Genomic DNA, 17,176 nt, shown 5'->3' on the forward strand with positions numbered 1-17,176 from the left:
GGCAACTGTTTCCCTGCCCGCCCGGAAGCCATGTCAGCGACCGCGGCCGGCGGATGGCCATCTGTTAATCTTGACGGCTGTCGCGTGGTGATTCGACCGGCGGCACGTCCTCCCCGTATACAGAGGTTTCCATGGCGCTTACCCCGGCCCGCACCATGCCCGGCGTGCTCGAACTGCTGCCGCTGGACCAGATCGCGTTCCAGCGCATGCTCGACACGATCCGCCGCAACTACGAGCGCTTCGGTTTCCTGCCGGTGGAGACGCCGGCGATCGAGTATGCCGACGTGCTGCTGACCAAGACCGGCGGCGAGACCGAGCGGCAGGTGTATTTCGTGCAGTCGACCGGCGCGATGGAGCAGGGCGAGAAGCCGGACCTGGCGCTGCGCTTCGACCTCACCGTGCCGCTGGCGCGCTACGTGGCCGAGCACGAGCGCGAGCTGAGCTTCCCGTTCCGCCGCTACCAGATGCAGAAGGTGTACCGCGGCGAGCGCGCCCAGCGCGGCCGTTTCCGCGAGTTCTACCAGTGCGACATCGACGTGATCGGCAAGGACAGCCTGTCGATCCGCTACGACGCCGAGCTGCCGGCGGTGATCTACAGCGTGTTCCGCGAGCTGGCGATCGGGCCGTTCACCATCCAGCTCAACAACCGCAGGCTGCTGCGCGGCTATTTCGAGAGCCTGGGTGTGGCCGACGCCGAGCAGCAGATGCTGGTGCTGCGCGAGGTGGACAAGCTGGACAAGCGCGGCGCCGACCACGTGCGCCACACGCTCACCGGCGAAGGGTTCGGCCTGGCGCCGGCGGTGGTGGAGAAGATCCTCGTCTTCGTGCAGGTGCGCTCCACGTCGCTGCAGGATGCCTTCGACAAGCTCGACGCGCTGGGCCCCGGCCCCGAGGCAATGGAGCAGGGGCGGGCCGAGCTGAAGGAAGTGCTGGGCCTGATCCGCGACTTCGGCGTGCCGGAATCGCACTTCGCGCTCAACCTCTCGATCGCGCGCGGGCTGGACTACTACACCGGTACGGTCTACGAGACCACGCTCAACGAGCACCCGCAGATCGGCTCGATCTGCTCGGGCGGCCGCTACGAGAACCTCGCCGGGCAGTACACCAAGTCGCATCTGCCCGGCGTGGGCATCTCGATCGGCCTCAGCCGCCTGTACTGGCAATTGCGGGAAGCCGGCCTGGTGCATGGCGCGCAGAGCACGGTGGATGTGCTGGTGACCCAGATGGACGAGGCGCGGCTGCCGGTCTACCTCGCGCTGGCCGGGGAGCTGCGCGCTGCCGGCATTGCCACCGAGGTGGTGCTGGAAGGCGGCAAGCTGGGCAAGCAGCTCAAGTACGCCGACCGCGCCGGCATCCGCTTCGCCGTGGTGCTGGGCGAGGATGAGCTGGCCAAGGGCGTTGTCGCGGTGAAGGACCTGCGCCGCGGCGACCAGTACGAGGTGGAGCGCACAGAGCTCGTCAAGACGCTGCGGGTGGAACTGGAGCAGGCGGCGGCAATGGGCTGAGGCGGTTGCTGGCGCGTCATCCGCCTTCGCCGGGATGACGGAAAAACCGGGGTTTTCCTGGTCGTACGGACATGTTGGAGCACTTGTGAGCGAAACCATTCTTCTCGACGGCAGCAGCCTGACCCGGGCGCAGCTGGTGGCGGTGGCCCGCGACGGCGCCAAGGTGGCGCTGGACGCAAAGCAACTGCAGCGTGTCCGACGAGCAGCCGATTTCCTCGCCGACAAGGTCAACTGCGGCGAACCCACCTATGGCGTCACCACCGGCTTCGGCAGCAACGCCGACAAGCTCCTGGGCGCCCATCGCGTGCGCGACGAGCTGCCGGGCAGCCGCATCGGGACGCCGGAAGGCACGCTGCTGGAAGAGCTGCAGCACAACCTGATCACCACCCACGCCGTGTGCGTCGGCAAGCCGTTCGGCGCAGACGTGGTGCGCGCGATGCTGCTGATCCGCATCAATACTCTCATGCGCGGCCACTCCGGCATCCGCGTGCAGACGCTGGAAGCCCTGGCCGCGATGCTCAACGCCGGCGTGGTGCCGGTGGTGCCGGAGAAGGGGTCGGTTGGCGCCAGTGGCGACCTTGCGCCGCTTTCGCACCTGGCGATCGTGCTGCTGGGCGGCGGCGAGGCGTTTTTCGCCGGCGAGCGCCTGCCGGGCGCCGAGGCGCTGGAACGCGCCGGCCTCGCGCCGGTGCGGCTGTCGTTCAAGGAGGGCCTGGCGCTCAACAACGGCACGGCGCAGATGCTGGCTACCGGCGCGCTGGCCCTGCACGACCTCGAACGCCTGCTGGACGCTGCCGATCTCGCCGCGGCGATGACGCTGGATGCCTTCGCGGGCCGCAGCGGCGCGCTGCGCCCGGAAGTCCACGCCCTGCGTCCGCATCCGGGCCAGGCGGCGGTGGCCGTGCACGTGCGCGAACTGCTGCAGGGTTCGACGCTGATCGACATTCCCTATCACCTGGTGCCGCACTTCCGGGCGTGGAGCGCCGAGGCATGGAGCGAAGCCGACGACCAGGCGCTCAGCTTCGACATCGGCTGGAACTGGGTGCCGGCCAACCAGCGCCATGGCCGCGAGGCGTTCTACGCGCGCTTCCTGCCATTCAAGGGCGGCAAGAAGCACCAGCCGCAGGACGCCTACTGCTTGCGCTGCATGCCGCAGGTGCACGGGGCGGTGCGCGACGCCTGGGCGCAGGCCTGCCGCGTGTTCGACATCGAATTGAACGCGGTCACCGACAACCCGCTGATCTTCCCGGACAACGCCGACGCGCAGTTCATCGAGGAGCAGGTGATCTCGGCCGGCCACTTCCACGGCATGCCGCTGGCGCTGGCGATGAGCTACGTGAAGGCGGCGATCCCCGTGCTGGCTTCGATCTCCGAGCGCCGCCTCAACAAGCTGGTCGACCCGGCCACCAACGACGGCCTGCCGGCCTTCCTCACCGGCAACGAGGACGGCACCGACTCCGGCTTCATGATTGTGCAGTACACCGCAGCGGCACTGGTCAACGACCTCGCCACGCGTGCGCATCCGGCCAGCGTCTATTCGGTGCCGACCAGTGCGAACGCCGAGGACCACGTCTCCATGGGCGCCAACGAGGCGCGCCACGTGATGGAGATGATGGAGGACCTCGGCCACGTGATCGCGCTGGAGCTTTACACCGCAGCGCAGGCGCTGGATTACCGCCAGGAGATGCTGAATGCCGCACGCCGCCTGGCGCAGCGCGGCGGCTGGCAGGCGCTGGCGGCGAAGGTAGCCAATGCGCCGCGCGAAGGCCAGCCGCATTACCAGCAGTTCGTCGCCGAGGTGCGGCGGTTGGCCGAGGCGCTGGCGGGGACCAGCGATTTCCATGCTGGCACCGACGTGCGCCGCGCCCACGCCACGCTGCGCAAGCACATCGACTTCCTGCACCGCGACCGCGCGCTGGACGGCGACGTGCGCACCGTCTGCGAGCTCGTGCGCCAGGGTGCCTTCCATCCCGCCCATGCGGCCTGACCTTCGGAGTTACTCATGAGCCTGATCCAGACCCCGGTGTCCTACGGCGAGCTGATCGACAAGATCACCATCCTCGAAATCAAGTCGCAGCGCATCGGCGATCCCGCCAAGCTTGCCAACGTGCGCACCGAGCTCGACCTGCTCAACGCCACCTGGGCGGCGCACCCCGCCTCGAAGGCCGACATCGCCGACGAACGCGCGCGCCTGCTCGCGGTGAACGAGTCGTTGTGGGAGATCGAGGACGAGATCCGCCTCAAGGAAAAGGCGCAGGCCTTCGACGCCGAATTCATCGAGCTGGCGCGCTCGGTGTACTTCCGCAACGACGAGCGCGCGGCGGTGAAGCGCGAGATCAACGTCAAGCTGGGTTCGCAGCTGGTGGAGGAAAAGTCCTACCAGGACTACCGCGCCGTCTGATGCCGCAACCCCTCTCCGCGCGGAGAGGGGTTTTCAGGTCAGGCCGAGCTCGCGCGCGGCCGCCTCGAAGCGTTCGACCACGTCGTCGACGCCGATCAGATCCATCACGCCCGGCTTCTCGATCTTGCTGCCCCAGGCCAGTTCGCTGGCCGGCTTGCCGAGGAAGCGGCGCGCGGCCTCGTCGTATTTGTCCACGCACCAGCGGAGGTCGGAGTAGGGGCCGGAGCGGTGCGGATTGCTGGCGGCATGCAGGCCGAGCACCTTGCTGCCCACCGCGTTCGCCATGTGCATGGGGCCGGAGTCCGGCGTCAGCAGCAGTTGTGCGCGGCCCAGCAATGCCAGCAATTTCTTCAGTGTGTCCTTGCCAGTGAGGTCCAGCGGCGCCCGCCTGCAGGCGGCGACCACTGCGTCGGCCATCGCGCGTTCACCCGGCGTGGGGCCGCCGACCAGCGCGACACGCCAGCTACGCGCGGCGGCATGATCCATCACTGCTGCGTAGCGCTCCGGCCGCCAGTTGCGCAGCGCATGACTGGAAGTGGGGCTCACCAGCAGGGTGGGCGCATCGCCGGGCAGCTGTTCCGCCGCCCAGGCCTGTGCCTCGTCGGGAACCGGGATATCCCAGCGCACTTCGGTCTGCTTCAGGCCCAGCGGTTCGCAGAAGCTGCCGATGGCATCCAGCACGTGTTCGCCCGTGCGCGCTGGAATGCGTTCGTTGACGACGAGGCCGTGCAGATCCTTGGCGCGCGCCGCGTCGTAGCCGATCCGCCGGTCCGCCCTGATGCCCAGGCTCAGCAGGTTGGAGCGCAGCGCCACCTGCATCTGCAGCAGCGCATCGAAGCGCTGGCTGTGCAACGCCTTCCAGACGTCGCGCATGCCGAACCAGCCCGCCGGCTTGTCGAAGGTGACGAAGTCCACGCCGGGCAGGTCGCCCACCAGCTTGCGCTCCAGCTTGCCCACGACCCAGGTGAGCCGGGTTTGCGGCCATGCCGCCTGCAGCGTGCGCACCAGCGGCACCACGTGGGTGACGTCGCCGATGGCCGAGGTGCGCAGCAGGCAAAGCGAAGCGGGAGGGGACATGTAAAATCGCCGGTAGCTGAAGGAGCGCACGGCACCGATGCAAGAGCAACTGCGCGAAGACGCCAATGGCGCGATTCTGTTCGACGCCACGGCATCGCCACAAGTCGACGCCGACTGGTTCGCGCCGGATCACTGGCGCGGACATGGCGCGCTGCGCCCGCAGGCGGGTGGCCGCGGCGGCGTGCAGTTGATAGCCACGCCGGCCGGCGAGTGCGTGCTGCGGCATTACCGGCGCGGCGGCATGGTGGCGAAGCTGATGGGCGACCGCTACCTGTGGCGCGGCGCGGACGCCACGCGCTGCTTCGCCGAATTCCGCCTGCTGGCCGAGATCGCGCGACTGGGCCTGCCCGGCCCGGCGCCGGTGGCCGCGCGTTACCAGCGGCACGGCCTGTTCTACCGCGCCGACCTGATCACCCGGTGCATCGCGGACGCGCAAACGCTGGCCGAATGCCTCGCCGCTGGCCGGCTGAACGCCGAGCTGGCGCGCGAGACCGGCGCGCTGGTGGCGCGCTTCCATCGAGCCGGCGTCTGGCATGCCGATCTCAATGCGCACAACGTGCTGGTGACCCCTTCGGCGTTGTATCTGATCGATTTCGACCGCGGATGCCTGCGCACGCCGGCCCGAGGCTGGCGGCTGGCCAACCTGCAGCGGCTGCATCGCTCGCTGGTCAAACTCGGTGCCGTCGCCCAGGGCGAAGCAGCGTTCCGCGCGTCCATCTGGACACCTCTCATCGACGCCTACGAGGCTAGCTTCAGCGCATGAACTGGCATCTGCATTTCCTCGGCACGGGCGCGGCGCACGCGACCAGTACACTGGGCTCCTCGGCCGTGGTGCTGGAAGGCGACGGCGTGCCGATGCTGCTGGTCGATTGCGGCTCGGACACGCTGGACCGCTACCTCGACGCCTACGGCGCGCTGCCGCCGGCGCTCTACCTCACCCACACCCACATGGACCACGTGGCGGGGCTGGAAGGCCTGTTCTTCAAGCTGTGGTTCGATGAACACCTGCGCGGCACCACGCGGCTGTTCGCGCATGCGGCGCTGGTGCCATGGCTGCAGACGCGGGTGGCCGACTACCCGGGCGTACTCGCCGAGGGCGGGGCGAATTTCTGGGAGGCGTTCCGGCTGGTGCCGTGCACCCGCGGGTTCTGGCTCGACGGCCTGTGGTTCGACGTGTTCGCCACCCGTCACCATCGGCCCAACACCTCGTTCGGTCTCGCCTTGCCTGGCAGCTTCGTTTACACCGGCGACACCCGGCCGATCCCGGAGGTGCTGGCTCAGCACGCGGGCGGCGGCGAACTGGTGGTGCACGACTGTGGACTGGTCGGCAACCCCTCGCACACCGGCATCGACGACATCGAGCGCGAATACGATGCGGCCTTGCGCAAGCGCCTGCTGCTGTACCACTACGGCAGCGTGGCCGACGGCGCGGCGCTGGCTGCGCATGGCTACCGGGTCGCCGCGACGGGGCAGCGCATCGCGCTGGGAACGCCGCTGCCGCCGCATGCAGATGCCGGTTGAGCGCCTCCATCCCTTGTCAGTCGCGGTGGTGACCGCTATCCTTCCGCCTCTTCACTGGCCGCGGTTTGGGCTGGTGGGAAGGTTTTGCGTGCGGAGAGGTGTCCGAGTGGTTGAAGGAGCACGCCTGGAAAGTGTGTATACGGCTTATCCCCGTATCGCGGGTTCGAATCCCGCCCTCTCCGCCAGTTGATTGAAAGGTGCGACGGCTTGGAAGCTGGCGCAGCAACACGGAATCACGGAAAAGAGAGGGTGGGTGAGAACCCGTGTGGTTCGACAAATCCGTAAGGAACGAATTTGGACAGCCGCAGGCTGGCCCTTCGCGCAGCGAAGGGTGAGGCCCAGGAGGGGCCGAGCCATCCCGCCCTCTCCGTCAGTTTCGAGTGAGTCACGATCGAGCGTCGTGCACGTCCATGGTGGCCCCGTCGGTCCCCCCGCGACGATAGTCCGCAAACCCCGCCAGGTCCGGAAGGAAGCAACGGTAGTGGATGATTCGGGTGCCGGGGTGTGGCTGGCGGGGCCGCCGCCATTCCGGGGACGTCGTTTGCTGACTTGCCTCACCTGACTTGGCACAATCGGGCTTCGCCCCAAGGTAGTCAGGCATGTCCTATCAGGTTCTCGCCCGCAAATGGCGCCCGCGCAAGTTCGCCGAACTGGTGGGGCAGGAGCACGTGGTGCGCGCGCTCACCAACGCGCTCGACACCGGGCGCATGCACCACGCCTACCTGTTCACCGGCACGCGCGGCGTGGGCAAGACCACCATCGCGCGCATCTTCGCCAAGTCGCTGAACTGCGAGCGCGGCGAGTCGGCCGACCCCTGCGGCGAGTGCGCGGTCTGCACCGCGGTGGACGAGGGCCGCTTCGTGGATCTGCTGGAGATCGACGCGGCCAGCAACACCGGCGTGGACGACGTGCGCGAGGTGATCGAGAACGCGCAGTACGCGCCGTCGCGCGGCCGCTTCAAGGTGTACCTGGTGGACGAGGTGCACATGCTCTCCAAGCCGGCGTTCAACGCCTTGCTCAAGACGCTGGAGGAGCCGCCGCCGCACGTGAAGTTCCTGCTCGCCACCACCGATCCGCAGAAGCTGCCGGTGACGGTGTTGTCGCGCTGCCTGAAGTTCAACCTCAAGCGCCATTTGCCCGGGCAGATCGCCGGACATATGCGGCACATCCTGGACGCCGAGAACATCGCCTACGAGGATGCCGCGGTCGAGGAGCTGGCGCGCGGCGCCGACGGCTCGATGCGCGACGGCCTGTCGCTGCTGGACCAGGCCATCGCCTACGGCGGCGGCGCGCTGCACGCCGACGACGTGCGCACCATGCTGGGCAGCGTCGCCCGGGGCCAGGTGCTGGGCGTGCTCGATGCGCTGGCCGACGGCGACGGCGCGCGCCTGCTCGCCGAGTGTGCCCAGATCGCCTCGTACTCGCCGGATTTCGGCGGCGTGCTGGACGACCTCGCCGGCGTGCTGCACCGCCTGCAGCTGCTCCAGCTGATCCCGGGCTACCGGCTCGACGAGGAAGGCCCCGACGGCGAGGTCCTGCACGCGCTGGCCGCGCGCATCGCGCCGGAGGACGTGCAGCTCTACTACCAGATCGCCATCGGCGGCCGCCGCGACCTCGCGCTGGCGCCCGACGCGCGTACCGGCTTCGAGATGGCGCTGCTGCGCATGCTGGCGTTCCGCCCCGGCGACGAGGCGGAGCGCCCGGCGGCGGAGCGTGCGGTGCCAGCCCCGCGACCTGTGGCACCGCCCGTGCGCAGTGCAACGCCAGCCGCGTCGCCGGCCCCGGCGCATCGGGCGGCGCCGCCGGCCCCTGCGGCCGCGGCCGCCGTGCGCGAATCCGCGCCGGTTGCGCCGGCGCGCGAGACGGGCGGCCTGCCGCACTGGGAAAGCCTGATCGAACAGGCCGGCCTGCGCGGCCCGTTCAGCGTGCTGGCGCAGAACGCAGTGCTGCGCGAACGCGACGGCAACACCCTGGTGCTGGCCCTGCAGCCGGCGCACATGGGCATGGCGGTGGAGCCGATGGTCAGCCAGATGGAGGAGCGCATCAGCCAGGCGCTGGGCGAGCGCATCAGGCTGCGCTTCGTCGACATCGACAAGACGGCCGCCGCCGCCACGCCGGCCGCGCGCGCCACGCAGGCGCGCAACGCGGCGCAGGCGGCGGCCGAGCAGTCGATCGAGGACGATCCTTTCGTGCAATCCATGAAACGCGACTTCGGTGCCCGCGTGGTGCCGCAGTCGGTGAAACCCCTGGGCAGTTGATGACGGAGTTAGCGGTATGAGAGGTCAGATCGGCCAGCTGATGCAGCAGGCCCAGCGCATGCAGGAAGACATGAAGCGTGCGCAGGAGGAGATCGCGAAGCTGGAAGTCACCGGGAGCGCCGGCGGCGGCCTGGTGAGCGTGACCATGAGCGGCGCGCACGAGGTGCGCAAGGTGGCCATCGACCGGCAGACCTTCGCCGACGATCCGGAGATGGCCGAGGATCTGGTCGCCGCCGCGATCAACGACGCGGTGAACAAGGTCGCCGAGGCCAGCCGCGAAAGGATGGGCAGCGTCACCGCCGGCATGAGCCTGCCGCCGGGCTTCAAGATGCCGTTCTGAACGGCCGGGATCCGGGAGTGGGCACCGGGGTACGGAACAGCGGCCCCGGCAAGGCCCAGGCTTCTCCCGAATCCCGCCATCCCGAATCCTGTCGCAGATGACCTCCCCACTCCTTGCCACCCTCGTCGAAGCGTTGCGCTGCCTGCCCGGCGTGGGCGGCAAGAGCGCGCAGCGGATGGCGTTCCATCTGCTGGAGCGCGATCGCGCGCGGGGCCTGAAGCTGGCCGACGCGCTGCGCGAGGCGATGCAGCGCATCGGGCATTGCGCGCGTTGCCGCAATTTCAGCGAGGAGCCGCTGTGCGCCATCTGCGCCGGAAGCAGCCGCGACCGCCAGCTGTTGTGCGTGGTGGAGTCGCCGGTGGATCTGGCGGCGATCGAGCAGGCCACCGGCTACCGCGGCCAGTACTTCGTGCTGCATGGCCGGCTGTCGCCGCTGGACGGGCTGGGGCCGGAGGAGCTGGGCCTGCCGCAGCTCGCGCAACGGCTGGGCGAGGGCGAGGTGGAAGAGCTCATCATCGCCACCAACCCCACCGTGGAAGGCGAGGCCACCGCGCACTACCTGGCGCAACTGGCCCGCGCCGGCGGCATCAAGCCGACCCGGCTGGCGCATGGCGTGCCGCTGGGCGGCGAGCTGGAGTTCGTGGACCGTGGCACGCTGGCGCATGCATTCGGTGGCCGCCAGGTACTGGACTGAAGCGGTGGAACCCACGCTCGCACTGGAGGTCCCCGGCAACGAGGAATACCGTGCGTTGCGCACGGCGGCCGGCCTGAGCCCGATGACCGCGGAGGGCGCGGCGACCGGCCTCCCGGCGAGCTGGAGTTCGGCGTGCATGCGCCACGGCGGCGAACTGGTCGGCATGGGCCGCGTGGTGGGCGACGGCGGCCTGTTCCTGTTCGTGGTCGATATCGCGGTGGCGCCCGCCTGGCAGGGCAAGGGCCTGGGCCGGCGCATCATGCAGGCGCTGATGGAAGACATACGCGCCCGTGCGCCGTCACGCGCCATGGTCGGGCTCATCGCCGACGGCACGGCGCACGAGCTCTATGCGAAATTCGGTTTCAGGCGCGTGGCGCCAGGGGCGCACGGTATGCTGTTGCGCCTGTGACGAGAGCATCGGAGGAAGTCAGGCATGGGCGACACCATCTTCGGCAAGATCATCCGGCGCGAAATCGCGGCCGACATCGTCTACGAGGACGACGAGCTGCTGGCCTTCCGCGACGTGAACCCGCAGGCGCCGGTGCATGTGCTGTTCATTCCGAAGAAGCCGATCGCCACGCTGGACGATGCCACGGCGGAGGATGCGGCGCTGCTGGGGCGCCTGCTGCTGGCCGCCGCCGATTACGCCAGGCGCGAAGGCTTTGCCGCGCAAGGCTACCGCACGGTGGTCAATTGCAACGAGTACGGCGGGCAGACTGTGTTCCACCTGCACGTGCACCTGCTGGCCGGCCGGCGCATGCACTGGCCACCGGGCTGAGTCGCGGCTGTCGGCGAGCACGAAAAAGCCGGCCCATGGGCCGGCTTTTTCGTGCGTGCGCCGCTTACTTCTTGGGCGGCGGGGGCGGCGGCGGACGCACCACGATCACACGCGGGCCGCTCCAGTACGGGCCGTAACCCCACGGACCCCATGGACCCCACGGCCCCCAGAACGGGTCGTAGAAACCGGGCGGGTAGGGTGTGCTCACGTACACCGGGCGCTTCGGCCACAGATACACCACATTGGCTTCCACCCGCGGGTAGGGGTAGTCGTAGTCGCCCACCTTCTGCGTCACCGTGCCGTGGATGGTGCCGGTCACGGTCAGCTCGCGGCCGCGGGCAAACACCTCGGGGTCGTAGAAGCCGCTGTGGCAGGCCACGAAGCGGCCCTGGTCGCCACCCGAGCGGCCCAGTTCCGGCCGCGCCTGGCTGTCCAGCGGACGGGCCAGGATGTAGAAGCAGGTCTGCTGTGGGCCCGGCTCGGTCTTGATGATCTCGCCGCCCCAGCGCACCTGGGCACCGCCGGCGCCACCCTGCTGGGCGGCGGCACTGGAGATGGCGGTGTAGTTGCCTTGCAGCGGTTGCGGAATGGTCGCGCAACCGCCCAGCAGGGCGGCGGCCGCGACTAGTGCGAGGGGGCGGTAGAGGGACATGGCGGTTTCTCCATCATGGATGATTGTGTGCACGAGCCTGTCAGCGTTCATTTGACCATGCGGACGACAGGAAAATCCCGCACCGCGCGTCGAAATGCGCGCACGGATTCAGTGGACGGCTCCGGATGGGCATAACGCAGTTCGAGGTAGCGGTGCATCAGTTCGGTCAGCCTGTCGTGTTGCGCCGGTATCAGGCGGGCGGCGCGCTGCAGGTAGTCGCGCGGTCCCTCGCCGGCCTGCCGCGTCACGCCCTGCCGCGCCAGCTTGCGTTCCAGCCGGCGCAGCGCGGCGCGTGCGGTGTCTTCCGGTTCGCGCGGCCGCCACACCCATGCCAGTCCGGCGGCCATGCACAGCACGCAGCCGGCGGCCAGCATCAGCAGCAGCGTGGAGGTGTCCGTATCGCGGATACCGAACGGTTTCAGCAGGCCGCGCTGACGCAGCGCATCGAAGCCGTTAACGCTCAGATTCCACCAGCGGTTGACGATGTCCCAGTGGTTGCGCAGCGATTGCAGCCAGCCGCTCTGGTACCACGGCAACTGGCCGGGTACCGCGGCACCGGCCCCCAGGCTGATGCGCTGGGGACGCACCGCGGCGGTGGGATCGACCCGTACCCAGCCGCGGCCGGCCAGCCAGACCTCGCTCCAGGCATGTGCGTCGGAGTTGCGCACCAGCAGGTAACCGCCCATGGCATTCCAGTAGCCGCCCTGGTAGCCGGTGACCACGCGGGCGGGGATGCCGGCGGCGCGCATCAGCACGGTGAAGGCGGACGAGTAGTGCTCGCAGAAGCCTTCGCGGGTATTGAACAGGAAGTCGTCCATCGCGTTGCGGCCCAGCGGCGCGGGCGTGAGCGTGTATCGGAAGCCACCGTGGAACAGCGCGAGCGCGGCCTGCACGATGGCGGCATCGTCGCCGCCGTACTGCGCGCGCCACGCGCGGCCCAGTGCCAGCGTGCGCGGGTTGAAGCCGGCGGGCAGCTGCAGCCAGTGGGCAGGGTGCGGGCCGAGCCGCGGCTCCAGCCGGTAGCGGACGGCAGATTCCAGCGTGTAGTCGCGCAAGCTGTCCACCGGCTTGTCGGCGATCACCACGCGGTCGCGGCGCAGGCTGGCATCGGGCGGTGCGGCCAACGGCACGTCCAGCGTGGGCAGTACGCGCTGCCGGGTGGGTTCCAGGCTGACCTGGTAGCGGATGGTCTGCCCGGCCTCGACCGCCACCGGCGACTGGTCGGGCGCATCGCGATAAGTCCAGCTGCTGCCGTCGTAGTGGCCCATCACGAAGGCACGGAAATAGCGCTGCCCGGGTGGTGGTGGCGGGCCGTCGAAGCCCACCCGCATGGCGGGGCTGTCGTCGACCAGCAATCGGTTGAAGCCCGCCGGCGTCATGCGGTCGCTGAGCCCGGTGCGCTGTTCGCCGGCGTTCGGCGCACCCCACAGCGGCGAGTTCAGCCGCGGCAGCAGCAGGAAGGCCAGCAAGGCCAGCGGCAACGCGGCGGCCAGCAGGCCCAGGCCGGGCAGCAGTTCGCGCCACAACGCCGGAGGCTTGCGCTGCCCCGGCTCCAGCGATCGCAGCGCGGCCAGCGGCGGCAGCAGTCCCAGCGCCACCGTGGTGGTGGCGGTGAGGCTCTGGTCGAACAGCAACGCAGCCATCAGGGTGAAGCAGGCGAAGCTCATGCCCACGCGGGCGTCGCGCACGCTCTCGGTTTCCAGCAACTTCAGCACCAGCAGGCCCACTGCCAGCGCAGCGCCGGGCGCCTGGCCGAACAGGTTGCCGTACCAGCTCACGATGGACAGCAGCAGCGCGGCCAGCAGCGGCAGCTTCAGCCAGCCCGGCGTGGTTGCGCGACGGCGGCGCAGCCACCAGCGCAGGCCGAGGATGGCCGCCAGCGCGGCAACCAGCCACCACGGCAGATGTGGCGCGTGCAACGCCAGCACGGCAGCGAGGCCGAAGGCGACCAGGTCGAAGCTACGACCGTCCAGCGGCGCGGCGACGGATTTCCTCACGGCAGCACCGCCAGCGCGCTCATGCAGCGCGCGTAGTGGGCGGGGCCGCTGCCGATGTCGATGCGCTCGTTCGGCAGCTGCAGGCTGTAGCGGCGGCCCTGCGCCTCCGCCTCGCCCAGCCAGCGCGCCAGCCGGGCGATGCGCGCCTCGCGATCCAGCGTGCGCAGGGCGTCCCACTCCAGGCGCCAGCTCTCGCGCGGCTCGGGGCGGTCGAAGTCCTTCACCAGCAGGTCGTGGTGACGGGCGCTGGCCTTCCAGGCGATGTGCCGGGGCGCGTCGCCGCGGCGGTAGTCGCGCAATGCGGCCAGTTCCTCGCCCGCCTGCGGGCGCAGGCGTTCGCGCGCATCGCCCGGCAGCACGGGCGGCGGGCCGGCGGCTTCCGGTTGCGGCCAGACCAGCACGGACTGCTGCGGATGCAGCCAGCTCCAGGCGCGGAACAGACCCAGCGGCCAGGTGCTCCAGAGCCTGAACCGCGGCAGGGCAAGCCATCCGCGCCGGGTGGTGGCCAGGCGCAGCCGCAGTTCCGTGGTGTCCTGCAGGGCGAAGGCCAGCGACTCGCCCGCGCAGTCGAGGCGCACCGACTCGCGCGGACGGAGCGCCGCGAAATCCAGCACCAGCTCGAGCGGCTCGCCGGCCACGGCATGACCGGCGCGGATGCCGCGCAGCGACAACCCATCCAGCGTGCGGAATGCGAGCAGCATGCTCGCCGCGGCGGCGGCGCCCAGCATGCAGGTCAGCAGCAGCGCCGCGTTGTTGGCGTAGTTCAGTGCGCCCACCAGCATCACCAGCAGCAACAGGCCGAAGCCGAGCCCGAACGCGGTGGGCACGATGTAGATGCGGCGCCGGCCCAGTTCGATCGGCAGCGGTTCGGGTTTGCGCAGGCGGGTGAGCGCGGGCAGGCGGCGTTCGGCGAGTTGCGCCAGCCGGCGCAGGTTGGCGCGCATCAGTCCACCGCCACCTCGGCGAGCAGCTGGCGTGCCAGTGCTGCGCCGCCGACGCCGCGGGCGGCCACCAGCCGGTGCGCGGCCAGTGGCACGAACAGCGCCTGCAGGTCCTCCGGCAGCACGTAGCCGCGGCCATCCAGCAGCGCCCAGGCGCGTGCCGCAGCGAGCAGCGATAGGCCCGCACGCGGCGACAGCCCGGTGCGGATCTCGGCGTGGCGACGGCTGGCGCCCAGCAGCGCCTGCAGGTAGTCGAGCAGGGCGGGACTGGCGGTGACCGCCTGCGCTTGCCGGCGCAGCGCGAGCAGGGCGGCGCCGTCCAACTGGGGCGCCAGCCGGGTCAGCAGGTCGTGGCGATCGATGCCGGTCAGCAGTTCGCGCTCGGCGGCGGGATCGGGATAGTCCAGCGACAGCCGCAGCATGAAGCGGTCGAGCTGGGAGTCGGGCAACGGGAAGGTGCCGGCCAGATCCAGCGGGTTCTGCGTGGCGACCACGAAGAATGGCTGCGGCAGTGCGTGGGTCTGGCCGTCCACGGTGACCTGGCCTTCAGCCATCGCCTCCAGCAGCGCGCTCTGCGTTTTCGGCGTGGCGCGGTTGATCTCGTCGGCCAGCAGCAGGCCACCGAAGATCGGGCCGGGATGGAAGCGGAACTGGCCGGTCTCGCGTTCGTAGATGCTGACGCCGAGGATGTCCGAGGGCAGCAGGTCGCTGGTGAACTGCACGCGCTGGAACTCCAGCGCGAAGCTGGCCGCCAGAGCGTGCGCCAGCGTGGTCTTGCCCACGCCCGGCACGTCTTCCAGCAGCAGGTGGCCGCCGGCGACCAGGCAGGCCAGCGCCAGTTTCACCTGCAGCGCCTTGCCCAGCACCACGCGGTTGAGCTGCGCCTCGGCGGCGGCCAGGCGCTGGCGCAGTTCGTCGGCGGGCGGGGTGGCAGGCAGGGGCTGGCTCATCGGTCGGACTCGCGGCAGTGCGTGGATGGGGGGCGGTTGGGCGACGTTGCGGCCAGCGTACCCCGGTTTGTTTCAGGGCACGGCGACGCCCGTCGCGCGCAGCAGCCTGGCCAGCGCGATCAGCGGCAACCCGATCAGCGCGCTCGGGTCTTCGCTATCGATGCGCTCGAACAGGCTGATGCCCAGTCCCTCGCACTTGAAGCTGCCGGCGCAGTCCAGCGGCTGTTCGCGTACCACGTAGCGTTCGATTTCCGCGGCGCTCAGCGCGCGGAAGTGGGCGCGGGTGTGGTCGACATGCAACTGGTGCCGGCCGCTGCGGGTGTCGAGCAGGCACAGCGCGGTGTGGAAATGCACCACGCGGCCGGAACTGGCGGCGAGCTGGGCGCGGGCATTCGCCACGGTGCCGGGCTTGTCCAGCACGCCGCCATCCAGTTCGGCGACCTGGTCGGAGCCGATCACGAGTGCGTCGCGCAGGCCGTCGGCAACCGCCATGGCCTTGGCGAGGGCTAGCCGCGCCGCACGGCCGCCCGCCAGCTCGCCGGGCAGGGCAGTCTCGTCGGTGCCGGGCGCGCGCTGCCCGAACTCCGGCAGCAGCCGGTGCAGCAGTTCGGCGCGGTAGCGCGAGGTGGAGGCCAGCACGATGCGGGGCGCGGCGGGACTCATTCGGCGTCGCGGTGGATGTGTTCGCGCATCGCGCTGTCCAGGTCGCGCTGGGCGGCGTCCAGCGCCTGCAGCAGCGGCTGCAGGCGACCGCGGCTGGCGCGCATCGCGGCGGCGGTCTCGTCCAGCTCCTGCTGGCTGGCGCGGGCGGCGTGGTCGCGGATCCAGATGCGCTGGCGCAGCAGCGCCTGCAGCCCGGCGTCGACCGCCTGGCGGGCATCCTGCTCGCTGGCGCCGGGCAGGTCCGGGTTGATCGCCATCACGGCATGCGCCTGCGCCAGGCCGGCGCGGCAGCTTTTCAGGTCGGTTTCCAGACGGTCCGCCAGGTCGAGCAACTGCTGCAGGTCCGCGGCACGCCGGTTCTGCCAGCGGCGCGACGACAGCGCCCAGGCCGCCGCGACAACCAGCACCAGCAGGGCAAACACGCCCAGCGTCAGGGAAAGGTTCACGCGGCAAGGCCCGGATGGAGTGGGCAAGCAGTCTGCCGCAAGCGGGGCGCATCAGGCAAAATGCGCGTGACGGATGACGCAAGCGCTTGATTGTCGGTTGACTTCGGCCGTTCACGAACTTACCATTCGCCGATTATGTCCGTGACACTGCCAGAGTCCGTGGACGCTTGGCGCATGGTCGCGGCCCGGCGTTCGTTCGAGGGATCGATGCCCGTGGCCCAGCTTTCGCGCCTGTGCGGCGCGCTGGCCGGCGACGCAGGCGAGGTGAGCTTCCGGCTGGATTTCGGTCGCGACGAGCTGGGCACGGACTATGTGGATGTCCATGTGCAGGCGCCGCTGACGATGGTCTGCCAGCGCACGCTCGAGCCGTTCGTGCTGCCGGTGGCGGTGGACAGCCGGCTCGGGCTGATCCGACGGGAGCGCGACGAGGCGGGCTTGCCGCCCGGTTGCGAACCGCTGCTGGTGGCCGAGGACGGTCGCCTGCATCCGGCGGACGTGATCGAGGACGAGCTGCTGCTGGCCTTGCCGCTGGTGCCGGTCAACCCGGACAGCAGCCTGCCCGACGCAGCCGTCGATCACGGCGCGACCGGGCAGGACGAAGCCGCGGCACAAGAGAACAACCCGTTCGCGGTGTTGCGCGAACTGAAGAAGTAAGCCGGCCGGGGCTTCGCGGCCCCGGTCATCCAGATATCGAACATCAGGTTCAGTTGGAGAACTACCATGGCCGTTGCCAAGAGCCGCCGTACCCCGTCCACCCGCGGCATGCGTCGCGCGCACGACAAGCTTAAGACCGTGCAGCTGTCCACCGACCCGACCAGCGGCGAGGTGCACCTGCGCCACCACGTCACCGCCGACGGCTACTACCGCGGCAAGAAGGTCATCGAGACCAAGGGCGCGGTGTCGGTCGAGGACTGACCGACGCGGCGGATCCCCCAAGGGATCCGCGTCAGCGA

At 70.0% G+C, this 17,176-nt stretch carries 19 protein-coding genes, 1 tRNA gene and 1 other RNA gene; 14 read left to right on the plus strand and 7 right to left on the minus strand.

Going from position 1 to position 17,176, the window contains the following annotated elements:
- Positions 1-131 precede the first annotated feature (131 nt).
- From hisS to AC2EWF_RS10715, 3 genes are read left to right on the plus strand one after another with little or no spacing between them, the layout of a single operon-like run.
- Positions 132-1,505: a histidine--tRNA ligase gene (hisS, locus tag AC2EWF_RS10705; RefSeq protein ID WP_483639364.1), complete on the plus strand. Its 1,374-nt coding sequence runs from the start codon at positions 132-134 to the stop codon at positions 1,503-1,505.
- 34 nt (positions 1,506-1,539) lie between these two features.
- Positions 1,540-3,492 carry an HAL/PAL/TAL family ammonia-lyase gene (locus tag AC2EWF_RS10710; protein ID WP_483639365.1) on the plus strand — a complete coding sequence of 651 codons (1,953 nt, stop codon included), beginning with the start codon at positions 1,540-1,542 and terminating at the stop codon, positions 3,490-3,492.
- A gap of 15 nt (positions 3,493-3,507) precedes the next feature.
- A complete protein-coding gene (locus AC2EWF_RS10715; protein ID WP_483639366.1) occupies positions 3,508-3,906 on the plus strand; it encodes a DUF6165 family protein in 399 nt (132 codons plus the stop codon).
- A 33-nt stretch (positions 3,907-3,939) separates the two neighbouring features.
- Here AC2EWF_RS10715 and AC2EWF_RS10720 read toward each other — a convergent pair whose 3' ends face one another.
- Positions 3,940-4,983: a glycosyltransferase family 9 protein gene (locus AC2EWF_RS10720; RefSeq protein ID WP_483639367.1), complete on the minus strand. Its 1,044-nt coding sequence runs from the start codon at positions 4,981-4,983 to the stop codon at positions 3,940-3,942.
- 37 nt (positions 4,984-5,020) lie between these two features.
- On the opposite strand from AC2EWF_RS10720, the gene AC2EWF_RS10725 reads away from it, so the two are divergent.
- From AC2EWF_RS10725 to AC2EWF_RS10765, 9 genes are all read left to right on the plus strand, one after another.
- On the plus strand, positions 5,021-5,746 hold the full coding sequence (locus tag AC2EWF_RS10725; protein ID WP_483639368.1) for a 3-deoxy-D-manno-octulosonic acid kinase: 726 nt from the start codon (positions 5,021-5,023) through the stop codon (positions 5,744-5,746).
- Positions 5,743-6,504: an MBL fold metallo-hydrolase gene (locus AC2EWF_RS10730; RefSeq protein WP_483639369.1), complete on the plus strand. Its 762-nt coding sequence runs from the start codon at positions 5,743-5,745 to the stop codon at positions 6,502-6,504. The genes AC2EWF_RS10725 and AC2EWF_RS10730 overlap by 4 nt, the downstream gene beginning before the upstream one ends.
- Positions 6,505-6,596: 92 nt before the next feature.
- A tRNA-Ser gene (locus AC2EWF_RS10735) sits at positions 6,597-6,689 on the plus strand.
- A gap of 235 nt (positions 6,690-6,924) precedes the next feature.
- Positions 6,925-7,021: signal recognition particle sRNA small type (gene ffs / locus AC2EWF_RS10740), an RNA gene on the plus strand.
- An 82-nt stretch (positions 7,022-7,103) separates the two neighbouring features.
- Positions 7,104-8,762: a DNA polymerase III subunit gamma/tau gene (dnaX, locus tag AC2EWF_RS10745; protein WP_483639370.1), complete on the plus strand. Its 1,659-nt coding sequence runs from the start codon at positions 7,104-7,106 to the stop codon at positions 8,760-8,762.
- A gap of 16 nt (positions 8,763-8,778) precedes the next feature.
- Positions 8,779-9,102 carry a YbaB/EbfC family nucleoid-associated protein gene (locus AC2EWF_RS10750; RefSeq protein WP_483639371.1) on the plus strand — a complete coding sequence of 108 codons (324 nt, stop codon included), beginning with the start codon at positions 8,779-8,781 and terminating at the stop codon, positions 9,100-9,102.
- 97 nt (positions 9,103-9,199) lie between these two features.
- Positions 9,200-9,796, plus strand: a complete 597-nt coding sequence (gene recR, locus AC2EWF_RS10755) for a recombination mediator RecR (protein WP_483639372.1) — start codon at positions 9,200-9,202, stop codon at positions 9,794-9,796.
- Positions 9,765-10,205, plus strand: coding sequence for a GNAT family N-acetyltransferase (locus AC2EWF_RS10760; RefSeq protein ID WP_483639802.1), 441 nt, complete (start codon positions 9,765-9,767; stop codon positions 10,203-10,205). Before recR ends, AC2EWF_RS10760 begins: the two co-directional genes overlap by 32 nt.
- Before the next feature lie 24 nt (positions 10,206-10,229).
- Positions 10,230-10,574 (plus strand): histidine triad nucleotide-binding protein, encoded by a 345-nt coding sequence (locus AC2EWF_RS10765; RefSeq protein WP_483639373.1) that lies wholly within the window; start codon positions 10,230-10,232, stop codon positions 10,572-10,574.
- 64 nt (positions 10,575-10,638) lie between these two features.
- On the opposite strand, the gene AC2EWF_RS10770 is transcribed toward AC2EWF_RS10765, so the two are convergent.
- From AC2EWF_RS10770 to AC2EWF_RS10795, 6 genes are all read right to left on the minus strand, one after another.
- Positions 10,639-11,226 (minus strand): Slp family lipoprotein, encoded by a 588-nt coding sequence (locus tag AC2EWF_RS10770; RefSeq protein WP_483639374.1) that lies wholly within the window; start codon positions 11,224-11,226, stop codon positions 10,639-10,641.
- A gap of 47 nt (positions 11,227-11,273) precedes the next feature.
- On the minus strand, positions 11,274-13,223 hold the full coding sequence (locus AC2EWF_RS10775; protein ID WP_483639375.1) for a transglutaminase TgpA family protein: 1,950 nt from the start codon (positions 13,221-13,223) through the stop codon (positions 11,274-11,276).
- Positions 13,220-14,167, minus strand: coding sequence for a DUF58 domain-containing protein (locus AC2EWF_RS10780; protein ID WP_483639376.1), 948 nt, complete (start codon positions 14,165-14,167; stop codon positions 13,220-13,222). The genes AC2EWF_RS10775 and AC2EWF_RS10780 overlap by 4 nt, the downstream gene beginning before the upstream one ends.
- Positions 14,167-15,114: an AAA family ATPase gene (locus AC2EWF_RS10785; protein WP_483639377.1), complete on the minus strand. Its 948-nt coding sequence runs from the start codon at positions 15,112-15,114 to the stop codon at positions 14,167-14,169. Before AC2EWF_RS10785 ends, AC2EWF_RS10780 begins: the two co-directional genes overlap by 1 nt.
- Positions 15,115-15,186: 72 nt before the next feature.
- Complete coding sequence (locus AC2EWF_RS10790) at positions 15,187-15,777, minus strand: Maf family protein (protein ID WP_483639378.1); 591 nt, start codon at positions 15,775-15,777, stop codon at positions 15,187-15,189.
- On the minus strand, positions 15,774-16,223 hold the full coding sequence (locus AC2EWF_RS10795) for a hypothetical protein (RefSeq protein ID WP_483639379.1): 450 nt from the start codon (positions 16,221-16,223) through the stop codon (positions 15,774-15,776). Before AC2EWF_RS10795 ends, AC2EWF_RS10790 begins: the two co-directional genes overlap by 4 nt.
- A 135-nt stretch (positions 16,224-16,358) precedes the next feature.
- Here AC2EWF_RS10795 and AC2EWF_RS10800 point away from each other — a divergent pair, with 135 nt between their 5' ends.
- Positions 16,359-16,877, plus strand: coding sequence for a YceD family protein (locus AC2EWF_RS10800; RefSeq protein WP_483639380.1), 519 nt, complete (start codon positions 16,359-16,361; stop codon positions 16,875-16,877).
- Positions 16,878-16,943: 66 nt separating this feature from the next.
- On the plus strand, positions 16,944-17,138 hold the full coding sequence (gene rpmF / locus AC2EWF_RS10805; RefSeq protein ID WP_077483694.1) for a 50S ribosomal protein L32: 195 nt from the start codon (positions 16,944-16,946) through the stop codon (positions 17,136-17,138).
- Positions 17,139-17,176 lie beyond the last annotated feature (38 nt).

The organism is Rhodanobacter sp. sgz306013 (genome assembly GCF_057031145.1).

Bases quoted from the DNA above. Each gene is read 5' to 3' on its own strand.
- rpmF (WP_077483694.1), top strand. From the start codon at position 16,944: ATGGCCGTTGCCAAGAGCCGCCGTACCCCGTCCACCCGCGGCATGCGT.
- AC2EWF_RS10765 (WP_483639373.1), top strand. From the start codon at position 10,230: ATGGGCGACACCATCTTCGGCAAGATCATCCGGCGCGAAATCGCGGCC.
- AC2EWF_RS10720 (WP_483639367.1), bottom strand. From the start codon at position 4,983: ATGTCCCCTCCCGCTTCGCTTTGCCTGCTGCGCACCTCGGCCATCGGC.
- hisS (WP_483639364.1), top strand. From the start codon at position 132: ATGGCGCTTACCCCGGCCCGCACCATGCCCGGCGTGCTCGAACTGCTG.
- AC2EWF_RS10710 (WP_483639365.1), top strand. From the start codon at position 1,540: ATGACGGAAAAACCGGGGTTTTCCTGGTCGTACGGACATGTTGGAGCA.
- AC2EWF_RS10730 (WP_483639369.1), top strand. From the start codon at position 5,743: ATGAACTGGCATCTGCATTTCCTCGGCACGGGCGCGGCGCACGCGACC.
- AC2EWF_RS10725 (WP_483639368.1), top strand. From the start codon at position 5,021: ATGCAAGAGCAACTGCGCGAAGACGCCAATGGCGCGATTCTGTTCGAC.
- AC2EWF_RS10790 (WP_483639378.1), bottom strand. From the start codon at position 15,777: ATGAGTCCCGCCGCGCCCCGCATCGTGCTGGCCTCCACCTCGCGCTAC.
- dnaX (WP_483639370.1), top strand. From the start codon at position 7,104: ATGTCCTATCAGGTTCTCGCCCGCAAATGGCGCCCGCGCAAGTTCGCC.
- AC2EWF_RS10770 (WP_483639374.1), bottom strand. From the start codon at position 11,226: ATGTCCCTCTACCGCCCCCTCGCACTAGTCGCGGCCGCCGCCCTGCTG.
- AC2EWF_RS10760 (WP_483639802.1), top strand. From the start codon at position 9,765: ATGCATTCGGTGGCCGCCAGGTACTGGACTGAAGCGGTGGAACCCACG.
- AC2EWF_RS10785 (WP_483639377.1), bottom strand. From the start codon at position 15,114: ATGAGCCAGCCCCTGCCTGCCACCCCGCCCGCCGACGAACTGCGCCAG.
- recR (WP_483639372.1), top strand. From the start codon at position 9,200: ATGACCTCCCCACTCCTTGCCACCCTCGTCGAAGCGTTGCGCTGCCTG.
- AC2EWF_RS10780 (WP_483639376.1), bottom strand. From the start codon at position 14,167: ATGCGCGCCAACCTGCGCCGGCTGGCGCAACTCGCCGAACGCCGCCTG.
- AC2EWF_RS10800 (WP_483639380.1), top strand. From the start codon at position 16,359: ATGTCCGTGACACTGCCAGAGTCCGTGGACGCTTGGCGCATGGTCGCG.
- AC2EWF_RS10715 (WP_483639366.1), top strand. From the start codon at position 3,508: ATGAGCCTGATCCAGACCCCGGTGTCCTACGGCGAGCTGATCGACAAG.
- AC2EWF_RS10750 (WP_483639371.1), top strand. From the start codon at position 8,779: ATGAGAGGTCAGATCGGCCAGCTGATGCAGCAGGCCCAGCGCATGCAG.